Below are 16,479 nucleotides of genomic sequence, written 5' to 3' on the forward strand. Positions count from 1 at the left end.
GATGCCTTCGGCGGTTGAGATTGTGTCCGCGTCATCTTAGCTGACCGGGACGCGGTGCGGACGTGCGACGCCGCGACGGAGGTATCGTCACCATCATGCGCCGTGTCGTCATCACCGGGATGGGCATCGTCTCGTCCATCGGCAACAACACGCAGGAGGTGCTGGCCTCCCTGCGTGAAGCCCGCTCGGGCATCGCGCGCGACGCCAGCTACGCCGAGCACGGCTTCCGCAGCCAAGTCTCCGGCGCGCCGACCCTCGACCCCGAGGGTGTGGTCGACCGGCGGGCCATGCGCTTCCACGGCGGCGGTACCGCCTGGAACCATGTCGCCATGGATCAGGCGATCGCCGATGCGGGCCTGGAGGCGGGGGACGTCTCCAACGAGCGCACCGGCATCATCATGGGCTCGGGCGGTCCCTCGACCCGGGTGATCGTGGAATCTGCGGCCATCGCCCGGGAGAAGGGCCCGAAGCGCATCGGCCCGTTCGCGGTGCCCAAGGCGATGTCGTCGACCGCCTCGGCGACGCTGGCCACGTGGTTCAAGATCCGCGGCGTGAACTACTCGATCTCGTCGGCCTGCGCGACGTCGAACCATTGCATCGGCAACGCCGCCGAGATCATCCAGGGCGGCCGGCAGGACATCATCTTCGCCGGCGGCTGCGAGGATCTCGACTGGACCCTGTCGGTGCTGTTCGACGCCATGGGCGCCATGTCGTCGAAGTTCAACGACACCCCGTCCCGGGCCTCCCGGGCCTACGACGCCAACCGCGACGGTTTCGTCATCGCGGGCGGCGCCGGCGTCCTGGTCCTCGAGGAGCTGGAGCACGCCAGGGCGCGCGGCGCCCGGATCTACGGGGAGATCGCGGGCTACGGCGCGACCTCGGACGGGCACGACATGGTCGCGCCGTCCGGCGAGGGCGCGGTGCGCTGCATGCGCCAGGCGCTCGAAGGCCTGAAGGGCGCGCGGATCGACTACATCAACCCGCACGCCACCTCGACGCCGGTGGGCGACGACAAGGAGATCGAGGCGATCCGCGCGGTGTTCGGCCGGGGCGAAGCCTGCCCGCCGATCGCCGCCACGAAGTCCCTGACCGGCCATTCGCTCGGCGCCACCGGCGTGCAGGAGGCGATCTACAGCCTGCTGATGATGCAGAACGGCTTCATCTGCGAGAGCGCCCATATCGACACGCTCGATCCGGCCTTCGCCGACATGCCGATCCTGCGGCAGCGCCGGGACAATGCCAAACTCGGCCACGTCCTGACCAATTCCTTCGGTTTCGGCGGGACCAACGCCACCCTGGTCCTGAAGCACGTCGACGCCTGAACACGTCGACGCCTGAACCCGATGGCCGGAACCGTTGTCGGAAGGACGGCGTTTACCGGATGTTGAGATCTGGTGGTGGCGATGGGGACTTTCATCCTCGGAACGTTGGGCGGGCTGGTGCTCGCAGGACTTGCGGCGATCTACGCCAAGCAGGCCCTGATCGAGGAAGCCCGCTCCCATACGAACGGCTACTTCTGAGCCGGGCCGCCAGATCGTGAACGCCCCGCCCCTAGGCGGGGCTTTTTTTATCCGCCACCGACCGACGGCCGTTTGGAACGGGGAGCGAGGCGCGCTAAGGCACCCTGCCGCGGTTCGGTCGAGCGTTGCGCGGCCCGTCCCCACCTTCCGGGTGCGGTGCGCTCGTTCGGGAAACAGGTCGGCATGACGGGTTTGATGGCGGGCAGGCGCGGCCTCATCATGGGCGTCGCCAACGATCACTCGATTGCCTGGGGCATTGCCAAGGCTCTCCACGGTCAGGGTGCGCGGCTCGCCTTCACGTATCAGGGCGAGGCGCTGGGCCGGCGCGTCACGCCGCTGGCCGCGCAGCTCGATTCGGACATCGTCCTGCCCTGCGACGTGGAGGATCTGGCCTCGGTGGATACCGCCTTCGCGGCGCTCGACGCGCGCTTCGACGGCGGCCTCGATTTCGTCGTCCACGCGATCGGCTTCTCCGACAAGGCGCAGCTCAAGGGCCGCTACGTCGACGTGACCACCCGCGAGAACTTCGCGCGCACCATGACGATCTCGTGCTTCTCCTTCACCGAGATCGCCCAGCGCGCGGCCAAACGGATGAAGGCCGGCGGCTCGCTCCTGACGCTCACCTACGGCGGCTCGACGCGGGTCATGCCCAACTACAACGTGATGGGGGTCGCCAAGGCGGCGCTGGAAGCGTCGGTGCGTTATCTCGCCGGCGATCTCGGGCCGGACGGGATCCGGGTGAACGCCCTCTCGGCCGGGCCGATGCGCACGCTGGCCGGCGCCGGGATCGCCGATGCCCGGCTGATGTTCAACCACCAGCGCGCCCACGCCCCGTTGCGGCGCACGGTGACCCTGGAGGATGTCGGCGGCTCGGCCCTCTATCTGCTGTCGCCGCTCTCGGGCGGGGTCACCGGCGAGGTCCATTTCGTCGATGCCGGCTACAACATCATCTCGATGCCGCGCCCGGACGTGCTCCAGGCGCAGGACGAGGCGGGCGTCGTCGGCGCCGCCTGAACCGCGTCACTCCTCCGGGACGCGCCCCGGGGGCAGGGGGCCGGCCTCCCGGCCGCCGCGCTCGCCGCGGCCCGCCCGCCGCTGGCGCTCGGACCGGATGTCCTCGGCCGTGGGCGGCGCGGAGGGGTAATTCGACGCGAAGGGGTTGGGCGGCGCGCCCCGCCCGGACCCGCCGAAAAGCCTGTCGAAGAATCCGTCCTCGGCGCGGGCCGGCTGCGCGGCCACGAGGAGAACGAGGGCGAGGATCGGTCGAAGCTGCATCGGATGAATCGTCTGGCGCCGGGATCGGTCCGCGCTACGGGCACTTTCCGGCGGATCGGAGGCCGAAGGCGCGGCCGTTCTGGAACCGCTTCGCCTCCGGGGGGTTCGCGCTCAACCAAGACGGGCGCGTGCAGGAGGCGAGATGTCTGAGGTTACCTATCGCATCGTCGAGCATGACGGCGGCTTCGCCTACAAGGTCGGCGACGTCTTCTCCGAGACGTTCCCGAGCCGCGATGAAGCGCTGCAGGCCGCCCAGGCCGCGGCCGCCGAGCAGCAGGTGCCGGGGTCCACGGAGGGCATCCGCTACCAGGACCAGGCCGGGGGCTGGCACGACGAGACCGCCCAAGGGAACGATCGGCCCCGCGCCAAGGTCGTGGAGTAGCGAGACGGTCGCGGCCCGCGGGATCGGGCGCATCGACGGGGCCGACGTGGCGCGGGCAGGCATCGGAAAAAAGGCGGCGGGCGCCAAGCCGCGGTTGGCGGGAACGGCCCTGCCAAAGGGTGCGCGGCGCACGACGCCGACACCCGAAACCCTGGCCGCGCTCGCTCCCGAACGCCTGATCGGGCTGATCCTGGGCGAGACCGGGCGCAATCCGGCCTTCAAGAAACTGGTGAGCGCGGCTCTGGCCGTGCTTCAGGGGCCGGAGGCCGTGGCGGGGATCGTGGACCGGCGGCTGGCCGCTCTCGAATCCGCGGAGGGCTTCATCGACTGGCAGAGGCGGCGCGCCTTCGTGGCGGACCTGAACGCCACGGTCACGGTGATCCTCGACGAGTTGCGCCCCCTGGATCCCGCCGCCGCCCTCGACCGGCTCCGGCGTTTCCTCGACGCGGCCGATGGCGTCCTGAACCGCGTGGACGACGGCAACGGCACCGTCCAGGGCGTGTTCGAGCGGGCCTCCGAGGCCTTCGTGGCCATCGCGCGTGCGTTGCCGCCTGAGGCGGCCGCGCAGGTCGCCACGCGGTTGCTGTCGTCCGTCACCGCGGATCCGTTCGGCCCCCTGGGCACGGTCCTCGCCGCGTTGATCCCGACGCTCGCCGCCGACGCCCTCGCCGAGATCGATGGCCGATTGTCCGAGGCCGCGGCGGCACAACCCGGGACCAGCCATCCCCGCAACGCGCCGGCTCCCTACCGCGCAGCCGTCCGTGGCCAGATCCTGCGCCTGCGCCAGGCCATCGCCGATCGCCGGGGCGACCCGGACGCCTTCGTCGCACTGGAGGAAGCGATCGCGCCGGGCGGTGAGAACCGTGCCGAGATCGCCCGTCGCCTCCTCGGCGCCGGGCGCCCGGGGGAGGCTCTGGACTGGATCCGGCGGCCGCAGGATCCGGAACGCCGCCTCGCCACCCGGGCCGACCTGATCGCCGGCTTCGACCTGCGGGCGGTGGAGCGCGAGCGGCTGATGGTGGAGATCGAAGTCCTCGACGCCCTTGGGCGCGGGGACGATGCGCAGGCCCTGCGCTGGGCACAGTTCGTGCGGGACTTGGACGCCCCGCTGCTGCGCGCCCATCTGGCCAAGCTTCCGGATTTCGAGGACGAGGACGCGCTCCTGCGCGGGCTCGACCACGCTGCGGCCTTCCCGGATCCCCATCGGGCGCTCGCCTTCCTGGTGGGCTGGCCGGACCTGCGGCGCGCCGCCCGGCTGGTGACGGACCGGCCGGCTATCTGGCGGGGCCAGGACTACGCGGTGCTGGCCCCGGCCGCCGAAGCCATGGCCCAGGACCATCCGCTCGCCGCCGCGATCCTCTACCGCCGGCTGATCGACGCCATCCTCGCCGACAACCGCAACGCCGCCTATCCGCACGCAGCCCGCTACCTCGCGGAACTCGGCGGCCTGGCCCCACGGATCGAGGCGGGCGCCCTCGACCCCGACCCGGAGGCATACCGTGCGGAGCTGCGGCGGGTGTATGGACGCAGGCACGCCTTCTGGGGATTGGTGCGGGATTAGGACCGCTTCCGCGCGCGGCGGGCCATGGGTCTCGACCGCGATGAACCCGCGCTCCCGTCTTAGCTACGATGGTCGGACATCGTTTTGGGAGGGGTGATGGCGGACCCAGGCCCGCGTCTTCCGCCCCCCCGCGAGGGCGGGCGCGTGGCCGCTCTGAAGTGCCCTTCCGGCGACCGGACGATGGCCTCCGTCAATCCGTCACCAGGATGGCATCGACCCGGTCCGGGTAGAACGCCACGTGCTCCCGGATCGCCGCGACCGCGGAGTAGGGCGCCTCGTAGCTCCACACCGCGTCGGGCCGGTTCGTGCCGTCGACCGCGAGGTCGAAGTAGCGCGCATCCCCCTTGTACGGGCAATGGCTCGTGCGCGCCGAGGCCGCGAAATGCTCCTGCCGGATGTCGTCCCGGGGCACGTAGAACACCGGCTCGTATCGGCCCTCCGCCAGGCGCAGGGCGCGGCGCGTGTCGGCGACCGCGATGCCGGCCACGAGGACGCGCACGCGGCGCGTCTCCGGCGTGATGGTAATGGGGTGGTCGGGTCCTGGCAGCTTCATGACGAACGTCCTTCCTCCGGCTTCAACTCGATCGTCCCGAGGGCGTCGGCGAGGCGCGCCTTGGCGCTGCCGGGCCGCAGCGGCTTCTGCTGGCTCTCGTGCGGCGCCCAGCCGGACAGCCACAGCACCTCGAAGGTCGCCCGCACCCGGCCGTCGGGATCCGAGAAGCGCGCGGCATAGATCTCCGCCATGCGCAGCAGGGTCGCCCGGCGCAGAGGCGTCCGCCGACGTTCGGTGAGCACGTTGGTCATGCCCATGGCCCGCAGGTCGCGCATCAGGCCGAACGGGTCGGCGTAGCGCACGGTGAGCGTGTCGGTGTCGGCCACCGGGAGGGCGAAGCCCGCCCGTTGCAGCAGGGCGCCAGCCTCGCGCACGGCCGCGAAGGGCGCGACCCGCGGGCTGACCCCGCCCTCGACCTCGCTCTCGGCCTGGCCGAAGCTCTGGCGCAGCTCGGTGAGGGTGGCGCCCCCGAGCAGGCAGCCGACGAACAGGCCGTCCGGCCGGAGGGTCCGGCGGAGCTGGATCAGCGTGCCCGGCAGGTCGTTGACCGCGTGCAGCGTCAGCAGCGAGACCGCGAGATCGACGCTCCCGGCCGCCAGCGGCAGCACCTCCGGATCGCCGACGATCCGGCCGGCGCCGGGCTCGGGCCACGGGGCGAGCCGGACATGCAGCGCCTCCGGGTACCGCGCCGCCAGGACCGGTACGGCCGCCGGCATGGGCGTGGCGAGGTCGAGCACGGTGGAGAAGCCGCGCAGCACCGCGCCGAGGCGATCGTCGAGATCCTCGACGAGGCGGTCGAGCAGGAATCCGGCGTAGCCGATCCTCGCGGCGCGGGCCAGGCGGTGCCGGGCGAGGGCGGTGTCGAGCAGGGCGGAAGGGGCGTCCATCGATGCTCAGATGGCGTGCGCGAGGCCCGGCCGCCAGCACCGGCACACCCGCGTTCCGACGGGTCCACACGGACCCGTGAGCGGATGTAGGATGGTGGAACGACTCGGCAGCGTCGCTGTTCCTGCTGGATACGGCCCAAGGGCTGAGACGATTGAGGAGTTTCCACCATGACGCGCATGCTGGTCGGGGCCGCCATGGCCCTCGCAGCCCTCACCGCGGCCGGCACCGCCGAAGCGAAGGGCTGCATCAAAGGCGCCATCGTCGGCGGTATCGCGGGTCACTATGCGGGCCATCACGGCCTCCTCGGTGCCGCGGCCGGCTGCGCCATCGGCCGCCACCGGGCCAATGCCCGCGCCCGCCAACTGGACCAGCAGCCGATGGCCCCCGACGCGCGCCCCGTCTCGGCCCGCTAAGGCCGAGACTGCCGATTCGGTACCGCCGTGACGGCACTCCAGGCCGTCGCTTCGGCCCTGCGCGGCCTGCCGCGCGGGGCACTCGCGCTGATCTACCCGCCGACCTGCGTGGCCTGCGGCGCCGCCACGGCCGATCCGGGCGCCCTATGCCCCGCCTGCTGGTCGGGCCTGCGCCTGATCGAGGAGCCGGTCTGCCAGCGATACGGAACGCCGTTCGCGGTAGATCTCGGCGTCGGGCCGCTGCTATCCCCCAGGGCCATCGCCGATCCGCCGGTCTTCGAACGGGGTCGCGCCGTCGCCCTCTATGACGCCGTCGCCCGTCGTCTCGTCCACCGCCTGAAATACGAGGATCGCCTCGACCTCGCGGGCGTGATGGCGCGGATGATGGCCGCGACCGGCCGGACGCTGATCGCCGAGGCGGAGTGCCTCGTGCCGGTCCCGCTGCACCGAGGACGCCTGCGGCGCCGCCGCTTCAACCAGGCGGCGCTCCTGGGTCGGGCGATCACCGCGGGGACGACGCTCACCTTCGCGCCGACCGCTCTGGCCCGCGTTCGCGCGACGCGCCCGCAGGTCGGGCTGAGCCGCGCCGCCCGGGCCGAGAACCTGAGCGGCGCGTTCCGGGTGCCGGCCTCCGAGGCGCATCGGATCCGCGGGCGCCGGGTCCTCCTCGTCGACGACGTCACCACTACGGGGGCCACGGGCAACGCCGCCGCCCGGGCGCTCCTGCGCGGCGGGGCCGCCGCCGTCGATCTGCTGACCTTCGCCCTGGTCGACGGCGCGGCCGGGTGAGCGGCTGCCTCAGGCCGAGGCGCGGTCCCGGTCCGGAAAACTCACCGCCAGGCTGAAGTCGAACGCCTCTGCGATGCCCTCGTACCAGAGCGAGACCGGCGTCGGCCGTTCGAGCTGGAGGGCGCCGTCGATCTCGCCGCCCGCGCGCTGGAGCGCCGCCCCGTGCTTAACGGCCAGCCGCAGCATCGGCCCGTTCCCGGATAGGCAGCGCACGTGCAGGTCGGTCACGCCGCGGTGACGCGCGGCGCGGGCGATTCGCGCGAACAGGTCGGCGCCGATGCCCCGGCGGCGGAAGGCCGGCTCGACCGCGAAGGCCGCCTCCGCCTGGGGGCCCAGCACGAGACGCGATCGGGTCGGCCCCATCGGCCGGAGCTCGCCGAGCCCGCGCAGGACGCCGTCCACGAAGGCACCGTACATCGCGCCCTCGGCGCGGATCGCCTGCGCGGCATAGGCCCGCACGCCGGCCTCGCCGACACTGCCCATGAAGCGGCTCGCCCGGGTCTCGGGATCCAGGCGCAGGAAATAGGCGAGGACCGCGTTGCGGTCGGCGGGCCACAGGCGCCGGATGCTGTGGACCGACACGTCGCTCGCTCGAACGGCCATGATGGGTCTCCGGTCTTCGCGCGTTGCAGCGCAGGTTGATCCGGACGTCCCTCCCTAGAACACGGCCCTGATCTCGCACCTCGCCCGGCGTTGTGCAATGCAGCAGAATACCCGGGCGCCGCGTCCGCGTGGCTGCCATGCGCCGGCCGGATGCGCCATCCGATCCGCCGGCCCTCCGCACGGGCTTGATTCAGGCCGGTCTTCCCCGGCACAGGGGAAGGCCCGGCGCGGCGGCGGGGCGGGAGGTGCCGGTCGGGCGCCGCGGCGAGGGGCGAGGAACCGGCGGCGTGAACGACAGACCCGGCATGCAACATTCTCCGTCGCCGGAGGCGCGGGCCGGCGCCGTCTCGCCCGGACCCGTGCATGACCGCTACGAGGCCCTCGTCGCCACCGGCACGATCGAGCGGGACCCGGCCCAGGCGCGGCTGGTCCGCGCCCTAGACCGGCTGAGCCAGGATCTTCAGCGCCGCAGGCGCGCGAGCAAGACCAGCGCGCTGGGCTGGCTGTTCCGGCGCCGGGACGAGCCCGAGACGCCGAAGGGGCTCTACATCTGGGGCTCGGTCGGACGCGGCAAGACGATGCTGATGGACCTGTTCCACGAGGCCGCGCCGGAGCCGAAGCGGCGGGTCCACTTCCACGGCTTCCTGGCGGACGCCCACGCGCGCATCTACGCCTATCGCCAGGCGCTGAAGGCCGGCACCGTGAAGGGCGACGACCCGATCGGACCCGTGGCCGACCAGCTCGCCGACGAGGCGACGCTGCTGTGCTTCGACGAGTTCACCGTGACCGACATCGCCGACGCCATGATCCTCGGCCGCCTGTTCGGCCACCTGTTCCGGCGCGGCGTCACCGTGGTGGCGACCTCGAACGTCGAGCCGGACCGGCTCTACGAGGGCGGGCTCAACCGGGCGCTGTTCCTGCCGTTCATCGAGACGCTGAAGGAGCGGGTGGAGGTGATGCGCCTCGACGCGCGCACCGATTTCCGCCTGGAGAAGCTCGGCGGCGCGGCCGTGTACCATGTCCCGGCGGACGCGGCCGCCCGCGCCGCCCTCGACGCCGCCTTCAAGGGGCTGACCGGACAGGCGAAGGGCCGGCCGGCGGCCCTGACGGTCCAGGGGCGGCAGGTCGCGATTCCCGAGGCGGCGGGGGGGGTCGCGCGGTTCGCCTTCGACGATCTCTGCCGGAAACCCCTCGGCGCCTCCGACTACATGGCGCTGGCCCGCGCCTATCATACGGTGATCCTCGACGGCATCCCCGTGATGCAGGAGGCCGAGCGCAACGAGGCCAAGCGCTTCATCACGCTGATCGACACGCTCTACGACCGGCACGTGAAGCTGGTGGCGTCAGCCGCCGCCGACGCGCAGGATCTCTACGCCGCCGGGACCGGCCGGGAGGCCTTCGAATTCGACCGGACCGTCTCCCGCCTGATCGAGATGCGCTCCCGGGACTATCTCGCCCTGCCGCACGGCCGATCGGATTCGGAGGCGTCGGGTGCCAGCACCGGGCTGGTCGAGACATGAGCGCCCGTACCGGCGTCGGTTCGATCTTCCGCCTGCGCCGGCGGAACTGGCGCGGCGCGGGGCCCCTGGGTCCGCTCCTGAGCTCGCCCACCGCCTTCATCCTGCTCGTCGTCGCCCTGGCGGCCGGCACGGCGAATTACCTCGCCGGCGAGGCCGACAGGGCCGCGACCGCGCGGGCCAGCGCCATCATCGGCGAGGTCGAGCGCCTGATCTCCGAGGTGAAGGATCTCGAGACCGGGGAACGGGGCTTCGTGCTGGTCGGCAGCGAGGCGTATCTCACGCCCTACACGCTCGCCCTGCCGAAGATCGAATCGGAACTGGCGAGCCTCGGCTCGGTGGCGCAGGAGCCGGTCCGCCCCGGCGGAAGGGCGCTCGCGGGTCTGGTCGCGCAGAAGCGGGACTTCGCCACCCGGGTGATCGCGGCGCGCCGTGACCAGGGCTTCGACGCGGCGACCGACCTCGTCCGGACGGGCGAGGGCAAGCGCCTCATGGACGCGATCCGCATCGAGGCCGCCGCGCGCCAGGAGGTCGCCGCCGAAAACCTCGCCGCCCTGCAGGTCCGCGCGCACCGGCGCGGGCTGGTCCTGTTCCTGCTCTCCGGCGCCGCGGCGCTGGGCGCCATCGTGCTGCTCGCGCGGCTCGCCCTGGTCCGGCGGCAGGAATCCCTGCGCATGTCGCGCCTCCTCGACGGGGTCCTGGCGAACGCGCCGGTCGGCCTCGGTTTCCTCGACCGCAACCTGCAGATCCGCCACATGAACCGGGCGCTTGCCACCATGAGCGAGCGGGGCTTCGGGGCCGATCTCGGCGCCCCGATCTGGGCGATGCTGCCGACCCTGCGCGAGGAGTTGGCGCCCAAGCTCGCCGCGGCGCTCGGCGAGGGCCTCGTCTCGCCCGACGTCCCGGTCGCGGTGCCGGCGCCCTCGGCGCCGGGGGGCCTGCGCCAGTTCTCGATGAGCTTCTACCCGCTCCGCGGCGCGGACGCCGTCACGGGCGAGGCGGGACAGGATGTCGAGGGCGTCGGCCTCGTGGTGGTGGACGACACCATCCGCCACCTGGCGGAGGCCCGGCTGCGCCGGAGCGAGGAACGGTTCCGCTCGCTGATCGAGGCCAGCGCGGCGATCGTCTGGACGGCCAATCCGGAGGGGAGCCTGCAGCGCCGGCAGGTCGCCTGGAGCCGCTTCACCGGACAGGGCGAGATCGCCTATGCCGGCCTGGGCTTCTTGGACGTCGTCCATCCCGAGGATCGCGCGCGCACCCAGGCCGCCTGGGCGCGGGCGGTGGCGACGCGGCAATCCTACAGCACCGAGCACCGCATCCGCGACGCGTCCGGGGCCTACCGGCACATGAGCGTGCGCGCCGTCCCGATCCTCGAACCGGACGGGACTCTGCGCGAATGGGTCGGCACCCACACCGACATCACGGAGCGCAAGCAGGCCGAGGCGGCGATCGAGGCCGCCCGCGCGGCCGCCGAGGCGGCCAATACCGCCAAGAGCCAGTTCCTGGCCAACATGAGCCACGAATTGCGCACGCCGCTCTCGGCGGTGATCGGCTATTCCGAGATGGTCCAGGAGGAGTTGGAGGATCTGGGCGAGGCCGGGCTCATCGGGGACATGAAGAAGATCGAGTCCAATGCCCGGCACCTGCTCGGCCTGATCAACGACGTGCTCGACATCTCGAAGATCGAGGCCGACCGGATCGAGATCTTCGCGGAGGATTTCGCCGTGGCCGCGGTGGTGCGCGAGGTCGCCGACAGCGTCGAGGGGCTGATTGGCAAGAAGGGCAACGCCCTGGTGCTCGACCTGGCGGAGGATCTGGGCAGCGCCCATACCGACGTCACGAAGCTGCGCCAGTGCCTGATCAACCTCTTGAGCAACGCCGCGAAGTTCACCGAGAACGGCCGGATCACCCTGGCGGTCGCCCGCGCCGGGGACATGCTGCGCTTCGCCGTCTCTGACACCGGCATCGGCATGAATGCCGAGCAGGTGGGCAAGCTGTTCGAGCGCTTCGCCCAGGCCGACGCCTCGACGACCCGCCGCTTCGGCGGAACCGGCCTCGGCCTCGCGATCACCCGGGCCTTCGCCGGGATGCTCGGGGGCGCGATCACCGTGGAGAGCCGCCAGGGGGAGGGCACCACCTTCACGCTGACGCTGCCGCTGCGGTTCCAGGAACCCGGGACGCCGGACCCGGACGAAGCCGGCGCCGTGGTCGGCGACCGCAACACCATCCTGGTGGTCGACGACGATGCCGCCACCCGCGATCTGCTGGCCCGCTTCCTGGAGCGGGAGGGCTTCTCGGTGGCGGTCGCCGAGGACGGGCGGCGGGGGCTCGAACTCGCCCGGAGCCTGCGCCCCCGGGCGGTTCTCCTCGACGTGACCATGCCGCAGATGGATGGCTGGGCGGTGCTGCGGACCCTGCGGGCCGAGCCGGAGATCGGGGCGACCCCGATCGTGATGGTGACGGTGCTGGACGAGCAGAACCTCGCCTTCTCGCTGGGCGCGACGGACTACCTGCAGAAGCCGATCGACTGGGGCAGCCTGCGCCAGATCGTCGAACGGTTCCGGCCCGCGGGCGGCGCGGGACCGATCCTGGTGGTCGAGGACGAGCCGGATGTGCGCGAGCATCTCTGCACCTATCTCCGGCGCGAGGGTTTCCCCGTGCGCGAGGCCGAGAACGGCGTCCGCGCGCTGGACGCGATGGCGCAGGAGCGGCCCGCCCTGATCCTCCTCGACCTGATGATGCCGGAGATGGACGGCTTCACCTTCCTGCGCACCCTCCGGGAGCGGGCGGAGTGGCGCGACGTGCCGGTGGTGGTGCTCACCGCCAAGGACATCACCGCGGAGGACCGGCGGCGCCTCGCTGGACAGGCCGATCTGGTGCTCGCCAAGGGCAAGACCGGGCTCGCGGAACTCGCCCGCGAACTCCGCGCCCTGATGCCGGCGCAGGCCGACGCCGCCTGACCGGCAGACGGGGGGGCTCAGAGGCCCCGGAACGCGAGGACCAGCGCGCCGATGGCGATGCCCCACAGCGCCACGGTGGACCAGATCGCCCGGAGACGCTCATCCCGGGCGAACCGCTCCAGCCGGCGCGCATCGCCCGTGCCGGCCTCGTCGAGGCGGACCAGCACGCGCTTGAGCCGGGTCGCGAGGTCGGGGATATCGCCGACGACGTCGGAGACCACCCGCAGGGCCTCGAGGCCGCTCTGGGCGCGGCCCACCGGGCCCATGTTGCGGGCGATCCAGGCCCGCACCACCGGCTCGGCGGTGGTCCACATGTCGAGGCGCGGGTCGAGGGAGCGGGCGACACCCTCCACCACCACCATGGTCTTCTGGAGCATCACCAACTCGGTCCGGGTGCTCATGTCGAACAGGGCGGTGATGTCGAACAGCAGGGTCAGCACCTTGGCCATCGAGATCTCGTCGGCCCGGCGCTGGTGGATCGGCTCGCCGATCGCCCGGATCGCCTGGGCGAAATCCTCGACGGAATGGTGGGCCGGCACGTAGCCCGCCTCGAAATGGACCTTCGCCACCCGGCGGTAGTCGCGCAGGATGAAGCCGAGCAGGATCTCGGCGAGGAACCGGCGCTCGTTCGCGCCGAGCCGGCCCATGATGCCGAAATCCACCGCCACCAGCCGGCCCTCGGCATCGACCAGCAGATTCCCCTGGTGCATGTCCGCGTGGAAGAACCCGTCGCGGATCGCCTGCCGCAAGAAGCTCTGGATCACGATGCGCCCGATCGCCTGCGGATCGTGCCCGGCGGCGGCGAGTTCGGCGGCGCTGTGCAGGCGGGTCCCCTCGATCCATTCGGCCGACAGCACCTCCCGGGCGGTCAATTCCCAATCGGGCTTGGGCACACGGAAATCGGTATCGCCCCGGGTGTTCTCGGCGATCTCGGAGGCGGCCGCCGCCTCGAGGCGGAAATCCATCTCCATCAGGACGGAGCGGGCCAGGATCTCCACGACCTCGCGCGGGCGCAGCCGCTCGGCCTGCGGGGAGAGCGCGTGCACCACCCGGGCCATGAAGCGCATGACTTCGAGGTCGCGCATGAAGCGCTCCCGCACCCCCGGCCGCATCACCTTGACGGCGAGGATGCGCTGCGTCCCGTCGGCATCCTGCACCACGGCCTTGTGGACCTGCGCGATCGAGGCCGCCGCGATCGGCTCGCTGAACGACAGGAACAGGTCGTGGACCGGCTTGCCCAAGGCCGTCTCGACCACCTTCAGGGCGGTCGCCTGCGGGAAGGGCGGCACCCGATCCTGCAGCTTCTCCAGGTCGAAGGCCGCCCGCATGCCGACGATGTCGGGCCGGGTCGCCAGGAACTGGCCGAACTTCACGTAGGACGGGCCGAGCCGCGTCAGGGCCGCCGAGAGCCGGGCGGCCCCGTCATCGAGGCCCGGCCGCTCCAGGGTGCGCCCGAGCCGCAGGGCGAGGCGCAGGTGCGGCGGCAGGTCCGACGGGTCGGCGAGGGCGAGCGCGCCCTCCCGGGCCAGCACGAAGCCGACCCGGGCACCGCGGAACAGGTTGATCGCGGCGCCGATCATCGATGAGGCGCCCAAGCGGTGACCGCCGCGCCGGGCCGCGCGTCCCCCCTGTGGCGACCGGCTCCGCAGGTTTGCGGCGCCGTGCAATCACAGGGTTGGCTGCGATCGCGCAGGTCGCCTCTCCCGTGCGACAGAGGGACAGGGTGAGGGGCGCGCCCTCGCCGGACGAGGCTCGGCCCGAACGCGCCGCGATGGTGGTCGCGACCCTGAGCCGTCCCGCCCCTCACCCCAACCCTCTCCCGCACGGGAGGGGGGGCATGTCGCGCTCGGCGATGGGTACCGGCGCGAAACCCGCGCAGGCCATCGCCCTCGTGGAGAGGAGTCGGTGGTGGTGCAGGATGGATCCCGGCGGTCGCCTCTGCACCACCTCCACCCCTGACCCGTACGCACAAGGGGTAGCGGCGCGCGGTGATGGCCAAGATCAGGAGACCTTCCAGCCCGAATGGATCGCCACGACCCCGCCCGTGAGCGGCCGGTCGGTGACGTGGCGGAAGCCGGCGCGTTCGATCATCCCGGCGAAGGCGCCCCGGGTCGGGAATTTCCGGATCGATTCCACGAGGTAGCGGTACGAATCCGCGTCGCCCGCCACCCGGGCGCCGATCCGCGGGATCACGTTGAACGAGTAGGCGTCGTAGATCCGGTCCAGCAGCGGGATGTCGACGGCGGAGAATTCGAGGCACAGGAAGCGTCCACCGGGCTTCAGCACCCGCCGCGCCTCGGCGAGGGCGACCTCGATCCGCGGCACGTTCCGGATGCCGAAGGCGATCGTGTAGGCGTCGAAGGCAGCGTCCGGCAGGGGCAGGCTCTCGGCATTGCCGGCGACGAAAGCGATCCGGTCGCCCGCGCCCTCGACCTTCTCCCGCGCCCGCTCCGCGCCGACGCGCAGCATCGATTCGTTGATGTCGAGCACCGTCACCCGGGTGCGCGGGCCGCCCGCGGCCAGGACCCGGAACGCCACGTCGCCGGTCCCGCCGGCGACGTCGAGATGCGCGAAGGGCCGGCCATGCGGCGGCCGCAGCATCGAGACGAGCTGCGCCTTCCAGGCCCGGTGCAGGCCCGCCGACATCAGGTCGTTCATGATGTCGTAGCGGCGGGCGACCGAGTGGAAAACGCTGTCGACGCGCCCCTGCTTCTCGTCGAGCGCCACGCGCTCGAAGCCGAAATCCGCGCTCGCGCGCTCGGATGTCCCGTCGCCGGCCTTCATGACGCTCCCGTACCTCGATCGGCGCGTCATAGCGAAGGTCGCGCCCGTTCGCTATGCGTCACGGACGGTCGGGCAGCGAGCCCGGTGCCACGACGCGCCCGCGTCCCCCTCAGCGGACGCGGCTCCGGAGGGCGTCGGCCACCACCGAGGCCATGGCGCGGGTGCCGATGGGGTTCGTGTCCGGGCCGGCAATGTCGGCCGTGCGCGCACCGCCGGCCAGGGCGTCGGTGATGGCGCCGTCCAGGGCGTCCGCGGCCTCGCCGAGGCCGAAGGAGTAACGCAGGCACATGGTCAGCGAGCCGATCATGGCGATGGGGTTGGCCTTGTCCTGGCCGGCGATGTCCGGGGCCGAGCCGTGGCAGGGCTCGTAGAGCGCCCGGCGGACGCCGCTCGCATCGACCGCGCCCAGCGAGGCCGAGGGCAGCATGCCGAGCGAGCCCGTGAGCATCGCGGCGAGGTCGGACAGGACGTCGCCGAACAGGTTGTCGGTCACCAGCACGTCGAATTGCTTGGGCCGTCGCACGAGCTGCATGGCGCAGTTGTCGGCCAGCACGTGCTCGAGTTCGATGTCGGCGTAGTGCTCGGCATGGAGCTTGGTGACGACCTCCTTCCACAGCACGCCGGACTTCATCACGTTGTGCTTCTCGGCCGACGCGACCCGGCCGGAGCGCTTGCCCGCGAGGTCGAAGGCCACGCGGGCGATCCGCTCGATCTCGGCCGTGGTGTAGACCTGCGTGTCCACGGCCCGCTTGGAGCCGTCCGGCAGCGTGGTGATCTCTTTCGGTTCGCCGAAATAGACGCCGCCGGTGAGCTCGCGCACGATCATGATGTCGAGGCCCTCGACCAGCTCGCGCTTGAGCGCGGAGGCCTCGGCGAGCGCCGGGTAGCAGATCGCCGGGCGCAGGTTGGCGAACAGCTCCAGATCCTTGCGCAGGCGCAGCAGGCCGGCCTCCGGGCGGTTCTCGTAGGCGACGCCGGCCCATTTCGGGCCGCCGACCGCGCCGAGCAGGATCGCGTCCGCATCCCTGGCCCGCCCCAGGGTCGCGTCCGAGAGCGGGCTGCCATGGGCGTCGAGGGCGCAGCCGCCGACGAGGTCGGTCTCGGTCTCGAACGTGGCGAGCCCGGTCTCCTTGAGGGCGTCCAGCACGACCTGCAGGCCGCCCGCGACCTCGGGGCCGATCCCGTCGCCGGGCAGGAGCAGGAGCTTGTAGCTGGCCATGGACGGTCTCGCGGG

Annotated in this window: 16 protein-coding genes; 9 read left to right on the forward strand and 7 right to left on the reverse strand. The window is 72.1% G+C overall.

Annotated features, from left to right (window positions below; translation table 11 throughout):
• The first annotated feature begins 95 nt into the window (after positions 1-95).
• The 3 genes from fabB to fabI all read left to right on the forward strand — a co-directional run bounded on the left by fabB (position 96) and on the right by fabI (position 2,534).
• On the forward strand, positions 96-1,322 hold the full coding sequence (gene fabB, locus AC3IF3_RS20195; protein WP_489217806.1) for a beta-ketoacyl-ACP synthase I: 1,227 nt from the start codon (positions 96-98) through the stop codon (positions 1,320-1,322).
• A 75-nt stretch (positions 1,323-1,397) separates the two neighbouring features.
• Complete coding sequence (locus AC3IF3_RS20200; RefSeq protein ID WP_489230038.1) at positions 1,398-1,520, forward strand: hypothetical protein; 123 nt, start codon at positions 1,398-1,400, stop codon at positions 1,518-1,520.
• Between the two features lie 183 nt (positions 1,521-1,703).
• Positions 1,704-2,534, forward strand: a complete 831-nt coding sequence (gene fabI / locus AC3IF3_RS20205; RefSeq protein WP_489230039.1) for an enoyl-ACP reductase FabI — start codon at positions 1,704-1,706, stop codon at positions 2,532-2,534.
• Positions 2,535-2,540: 6 nt separating this feature from the next.
• On the opposite strand, the gene AC3IF3_RS20210 is transcribed toward fabI, so the two are convergent.
• On the reverse strand, positions 2,541-2,795 hold the full coding sequence (locus AC3IF3_RS20210; protein WP_489230040.1) for a hypothetical protein: 255 nt from the start codon (positions 2,793-2,795) through the stop codon (positions 2,541-2,543).
• Between the two features lie 142 nt (positions 2,796-2,937).
• On the opposite strand from AC3IF3_RS20210, the gene AC3IF3_RS20215 reads away from it, so the two are divergent.
• Positions 2,938-3,177: a hypothetical protein gene (locus AC3IF3_RS20215; protein ID WP_243967635.1), complete on the forward strand. Its 240-nt coding sequence runs from the start codon at positions 2,938-2,940 to the stop codon at positions 3,175-3,177.
• 94 nt (positions 3,178-3,271) lie between these two features.
• Positions 3,272-4,738: a DUF6880 family protein gene (locus tag AC3IF3_RS20220; RefSeq protein WP_489230041.1), complete on the forward strand. Its 1,467-nt coding sequence runs from the start codon at positions 3,272-3,274 to the stop codon at positions 4,736-4,738.
• Between the two features lie 190 nt (positions 4,739-4,928).
• Here AC3IF3_RS20220 and AC3IF3_RS20225 read toward each other — a convergent pair whose 3' ends face one another.
• Complete coding sequence (locus tag AC3IF3_RS20225) at positions 4,929-5,291, reverse strand: DUF427 domain-containing protein (RefSeq protein WP_489230042.1); 363 nt, start codon at positions 5,289-5,291, stop codon at positions 4,929-4,931.
• A complete protein-coding gene (locus tag AC3IF3_RS20230; protein ID WP_489230043.1) occupies positions 5,288-6,178 on the reverse strand; it encodes a methyltransferase domain-containing protein in 891 nt (296 codons plus the stop codon). Before AC3IF3_RS20230 ends, AC3IF3_RS20225 begins: the two co-directional genes overlap by 4 nt.
• A 168-nt stretch (positions 6,179-6,346) precedes the next feature.
• Between AC3IF3_RS20230 and AC3IF3_RS20235 the strand changes: the two genes are divergently transcribed.
• Complete coding sequence (locus tag AC3IF3_RS20235; RefSeq protein WP_243967631.1) at positions 6,347-6,592, forward strand: hypothetical protein; 246 nt, start codon at positions 6,347-6,349, stop codon at positions 6,590-6,592.
• 27 nt (positions 6,593-6,619) lie between these two features.
• Positions 6,620-7,381 (forward strand): ComF family protein, encoded by a 762-nt coding sequence (locus AC3IF3_RS20240; protein ID WP_489230044.1) that lies wholly within the window; start codon positions 6,620-6,622, stop codon positions 7,379-7,381.
• Positions 7,382-7,390: 9 nt separating this feature from the next.
• On the opposite strand, the gene AC3IF3_RS20245 is transcribed toward AC3IF3_RS20240, so the two are convergent.
• Positions 7,391-7,984 carry a GNAT family N-acetyltransferase gene (locus tag AC3IF3_RS20245; protein ID WP_489230045.1) on the reverse strand — a complete coding sequence of 198 codons (594 nt, stop codon included), beginning with the start codon at positions 7,982-7,984 and terminating at the stop codon, positions 7,391-7,393.
• Positions 7,985-8,289: 305 nt separating this feature from the next.
• Between AC3IF3_RS20245 and zapE the strand changes: the two genes are divergently transcribed.
• Together zapE and AC3IF3_RS20255 are read left to right on the forward strand one after the other, a co-directional pair.
• Positions 8,290-9,504 (forward strand): cell division protein ZapE, encoded by a 1,215-nt coding sequence (zapE, locus tag AC3IF3_RS20250; RefSeq protein WP_489230046.1) that lies wholly within the window; start codon positions 8,290-8,292, stop codon positions 9,502-9,504.
• Complete coding sequence (locus AC3IF3_RS20255) at positions 9,501-12,461, forward strand: response regulator (protein ID WP_489230047.1); 2,961 nt, start codon at positions 9,501-9,503, stop codon at positions 12,459-12,461. Before zapE ends, AC3IF3_RS20255 begins: the two co-directional genes overlap by 4 nt.
• A gap of 17 nt (positions 12,462-12,478) precedes the next feature.
• On the opposite strand, the gene ubiB is transcribed toward AC3IF3_RS20255, so the two are convergent.
• From ubiB to leuB, 3 genes are all read right to left on the reverse strand, one after another.
• Complete coding sequence (gene ubiB, locus AC3IF3_RS20260) at positions 12,479-14,041, reverse strand: 2-polyprenylphenol 6-hydroxylase (RefSeq protein WP_489230048.1); 1,563 nt, start codon at positions 14,039-14,041, stop codon at positions 12,479-12,481.
• Positions 14,042-14,462: 421 nt separating this feature from the next.
• Positions 14,463-15,245, reverse strand: coding sequence for a bifunctional demethylmenaquinone methyltransferase/2-methoxy-6-polyprenyl-1,4-benzoquinol methylase UbiE (ubiE, locus tag AC3IF3_RS20265; protein ID WP_243967622.1), 783 nt, complete (start codon positions 15,243-15,245; stop codon positions 14,463-14,465).
• Between the two features lie 109 nt (positions 15,246-15,354).
• Positions 15,355-16,464, reverse strand: coding sequence for a 3-isopropylmalate dehydrogenase (leuB, locus tag AC3IF3_RS20270; protein ID WP_489230049.1), 1,110 nt, complete (start codon positions 16,462-16,464; stop codon positions 15,355-15,357).
• Between the last annotated feature and the right edge of the window lie 15 nt (positions 16,465-16,479).

Source organism: Methylobacterium sp. J-118, assembly GCF_057836565.1.

What these genes read in the sequence shown, in the direction of transcription:
- fabB (WP_489217806.1), top strand. Translation starts at nt 96, where the DNA reads ATGCGCCGTGTCGTCATCACCGGGATGGGCATCGTCTCGTCCATCGGC.
- AC3IF3_RS20225 (WP_489230042.1), bottom strand. Translation starts at nt 5,291, where the DNA reads ATGAAGCTGCCAGGACCCGACCACCCCATTACCATCACGCCGGAGACG.
- ubiE (WP_243967622.1), bottom strand. Translation starts at nt 15,245, where the DNA reads ATGAAGGCCGGCGACGGGACATCCGAGCGCGCGAGCGCGGATTTCGGC.
- ubiB (WP_489230048.1), bottom strand. Translation starts at nt 14,041, where the DNA reads ATGATCGGCGCCGCGATCAACCTGTTCCGCGGTGCCCGGGTCGGCTTC.
- AC3IF3_RS20230 (WP_489230043.1), bottom strand. Translation starts at nt 6,178, where the DNA reads ATGGACGCCCCTTCCGCCCTGCTCGACACCGCCCTCGCCCGGCACCGC.
- fabI (WP_489230039.1), top strand. Translation starts at nt 1,704, where the DNA reads ATGACGGGTTTGATGGCGGGCAGGCGCGGCCTCATCATGGGCGTCGCC.
- AC3IF3_RS20255 (WP_489230047.1), top strand. Translation starts at nt 9,501, where the DNA reads ATGAGCGCCCGTACCGGCGTCGGTTCGATCTTCCGCCTGCGCCGGCGG.
- leuB (WP_489230049.1), bottom strand. Translation starts at nt 16,464, where the DNA reads ATGGCCAGCTACAAGCTCCTGCTCCTGCCCGGCGACGGGATCGGCCCC.
- AC3IF3_RS20245 (WP_489230045.1), bottom strand. Translation starts at nt 7,984, where the DNA reads ATGGCCGTTCGAGCGAGCGACGTGTCGGTCCACAGCATCCGGCGCCTG.
- AC3IF3_RS20235 (WP_243967631.1), top strand. Translation starts at nt 6,347, where the DNA reads ATGACGCGCATGCTGGTCGGGGCCGCCATGGCCCTCGCAGCCCTCACC.
- zapE (WP_489230046.1), top strand. Translation starts at nt 8,290, where the DNA reads ATGCAACATTCTCCGTCGCCGGAGGCGCGGGCCGGCGCCGTCTCGCCC.
- AC3IF3_RS20210 (WP_489230040.1), bottom strand. Translation starts at nt 2,795, where the DNA reads ATGCAGCTTCGACCGATCCTCGCCCTCGTTCTCCTCGTGGCCGCGCAG.
- AC3IF3_RS20215 (WP_243967635.1), top strand. Translation starts at nt 2,938, where the DNA reads ATGTCTGAGGTTACCTATCGCATCGTCGAGCATGACGGCGGCTTCGCC.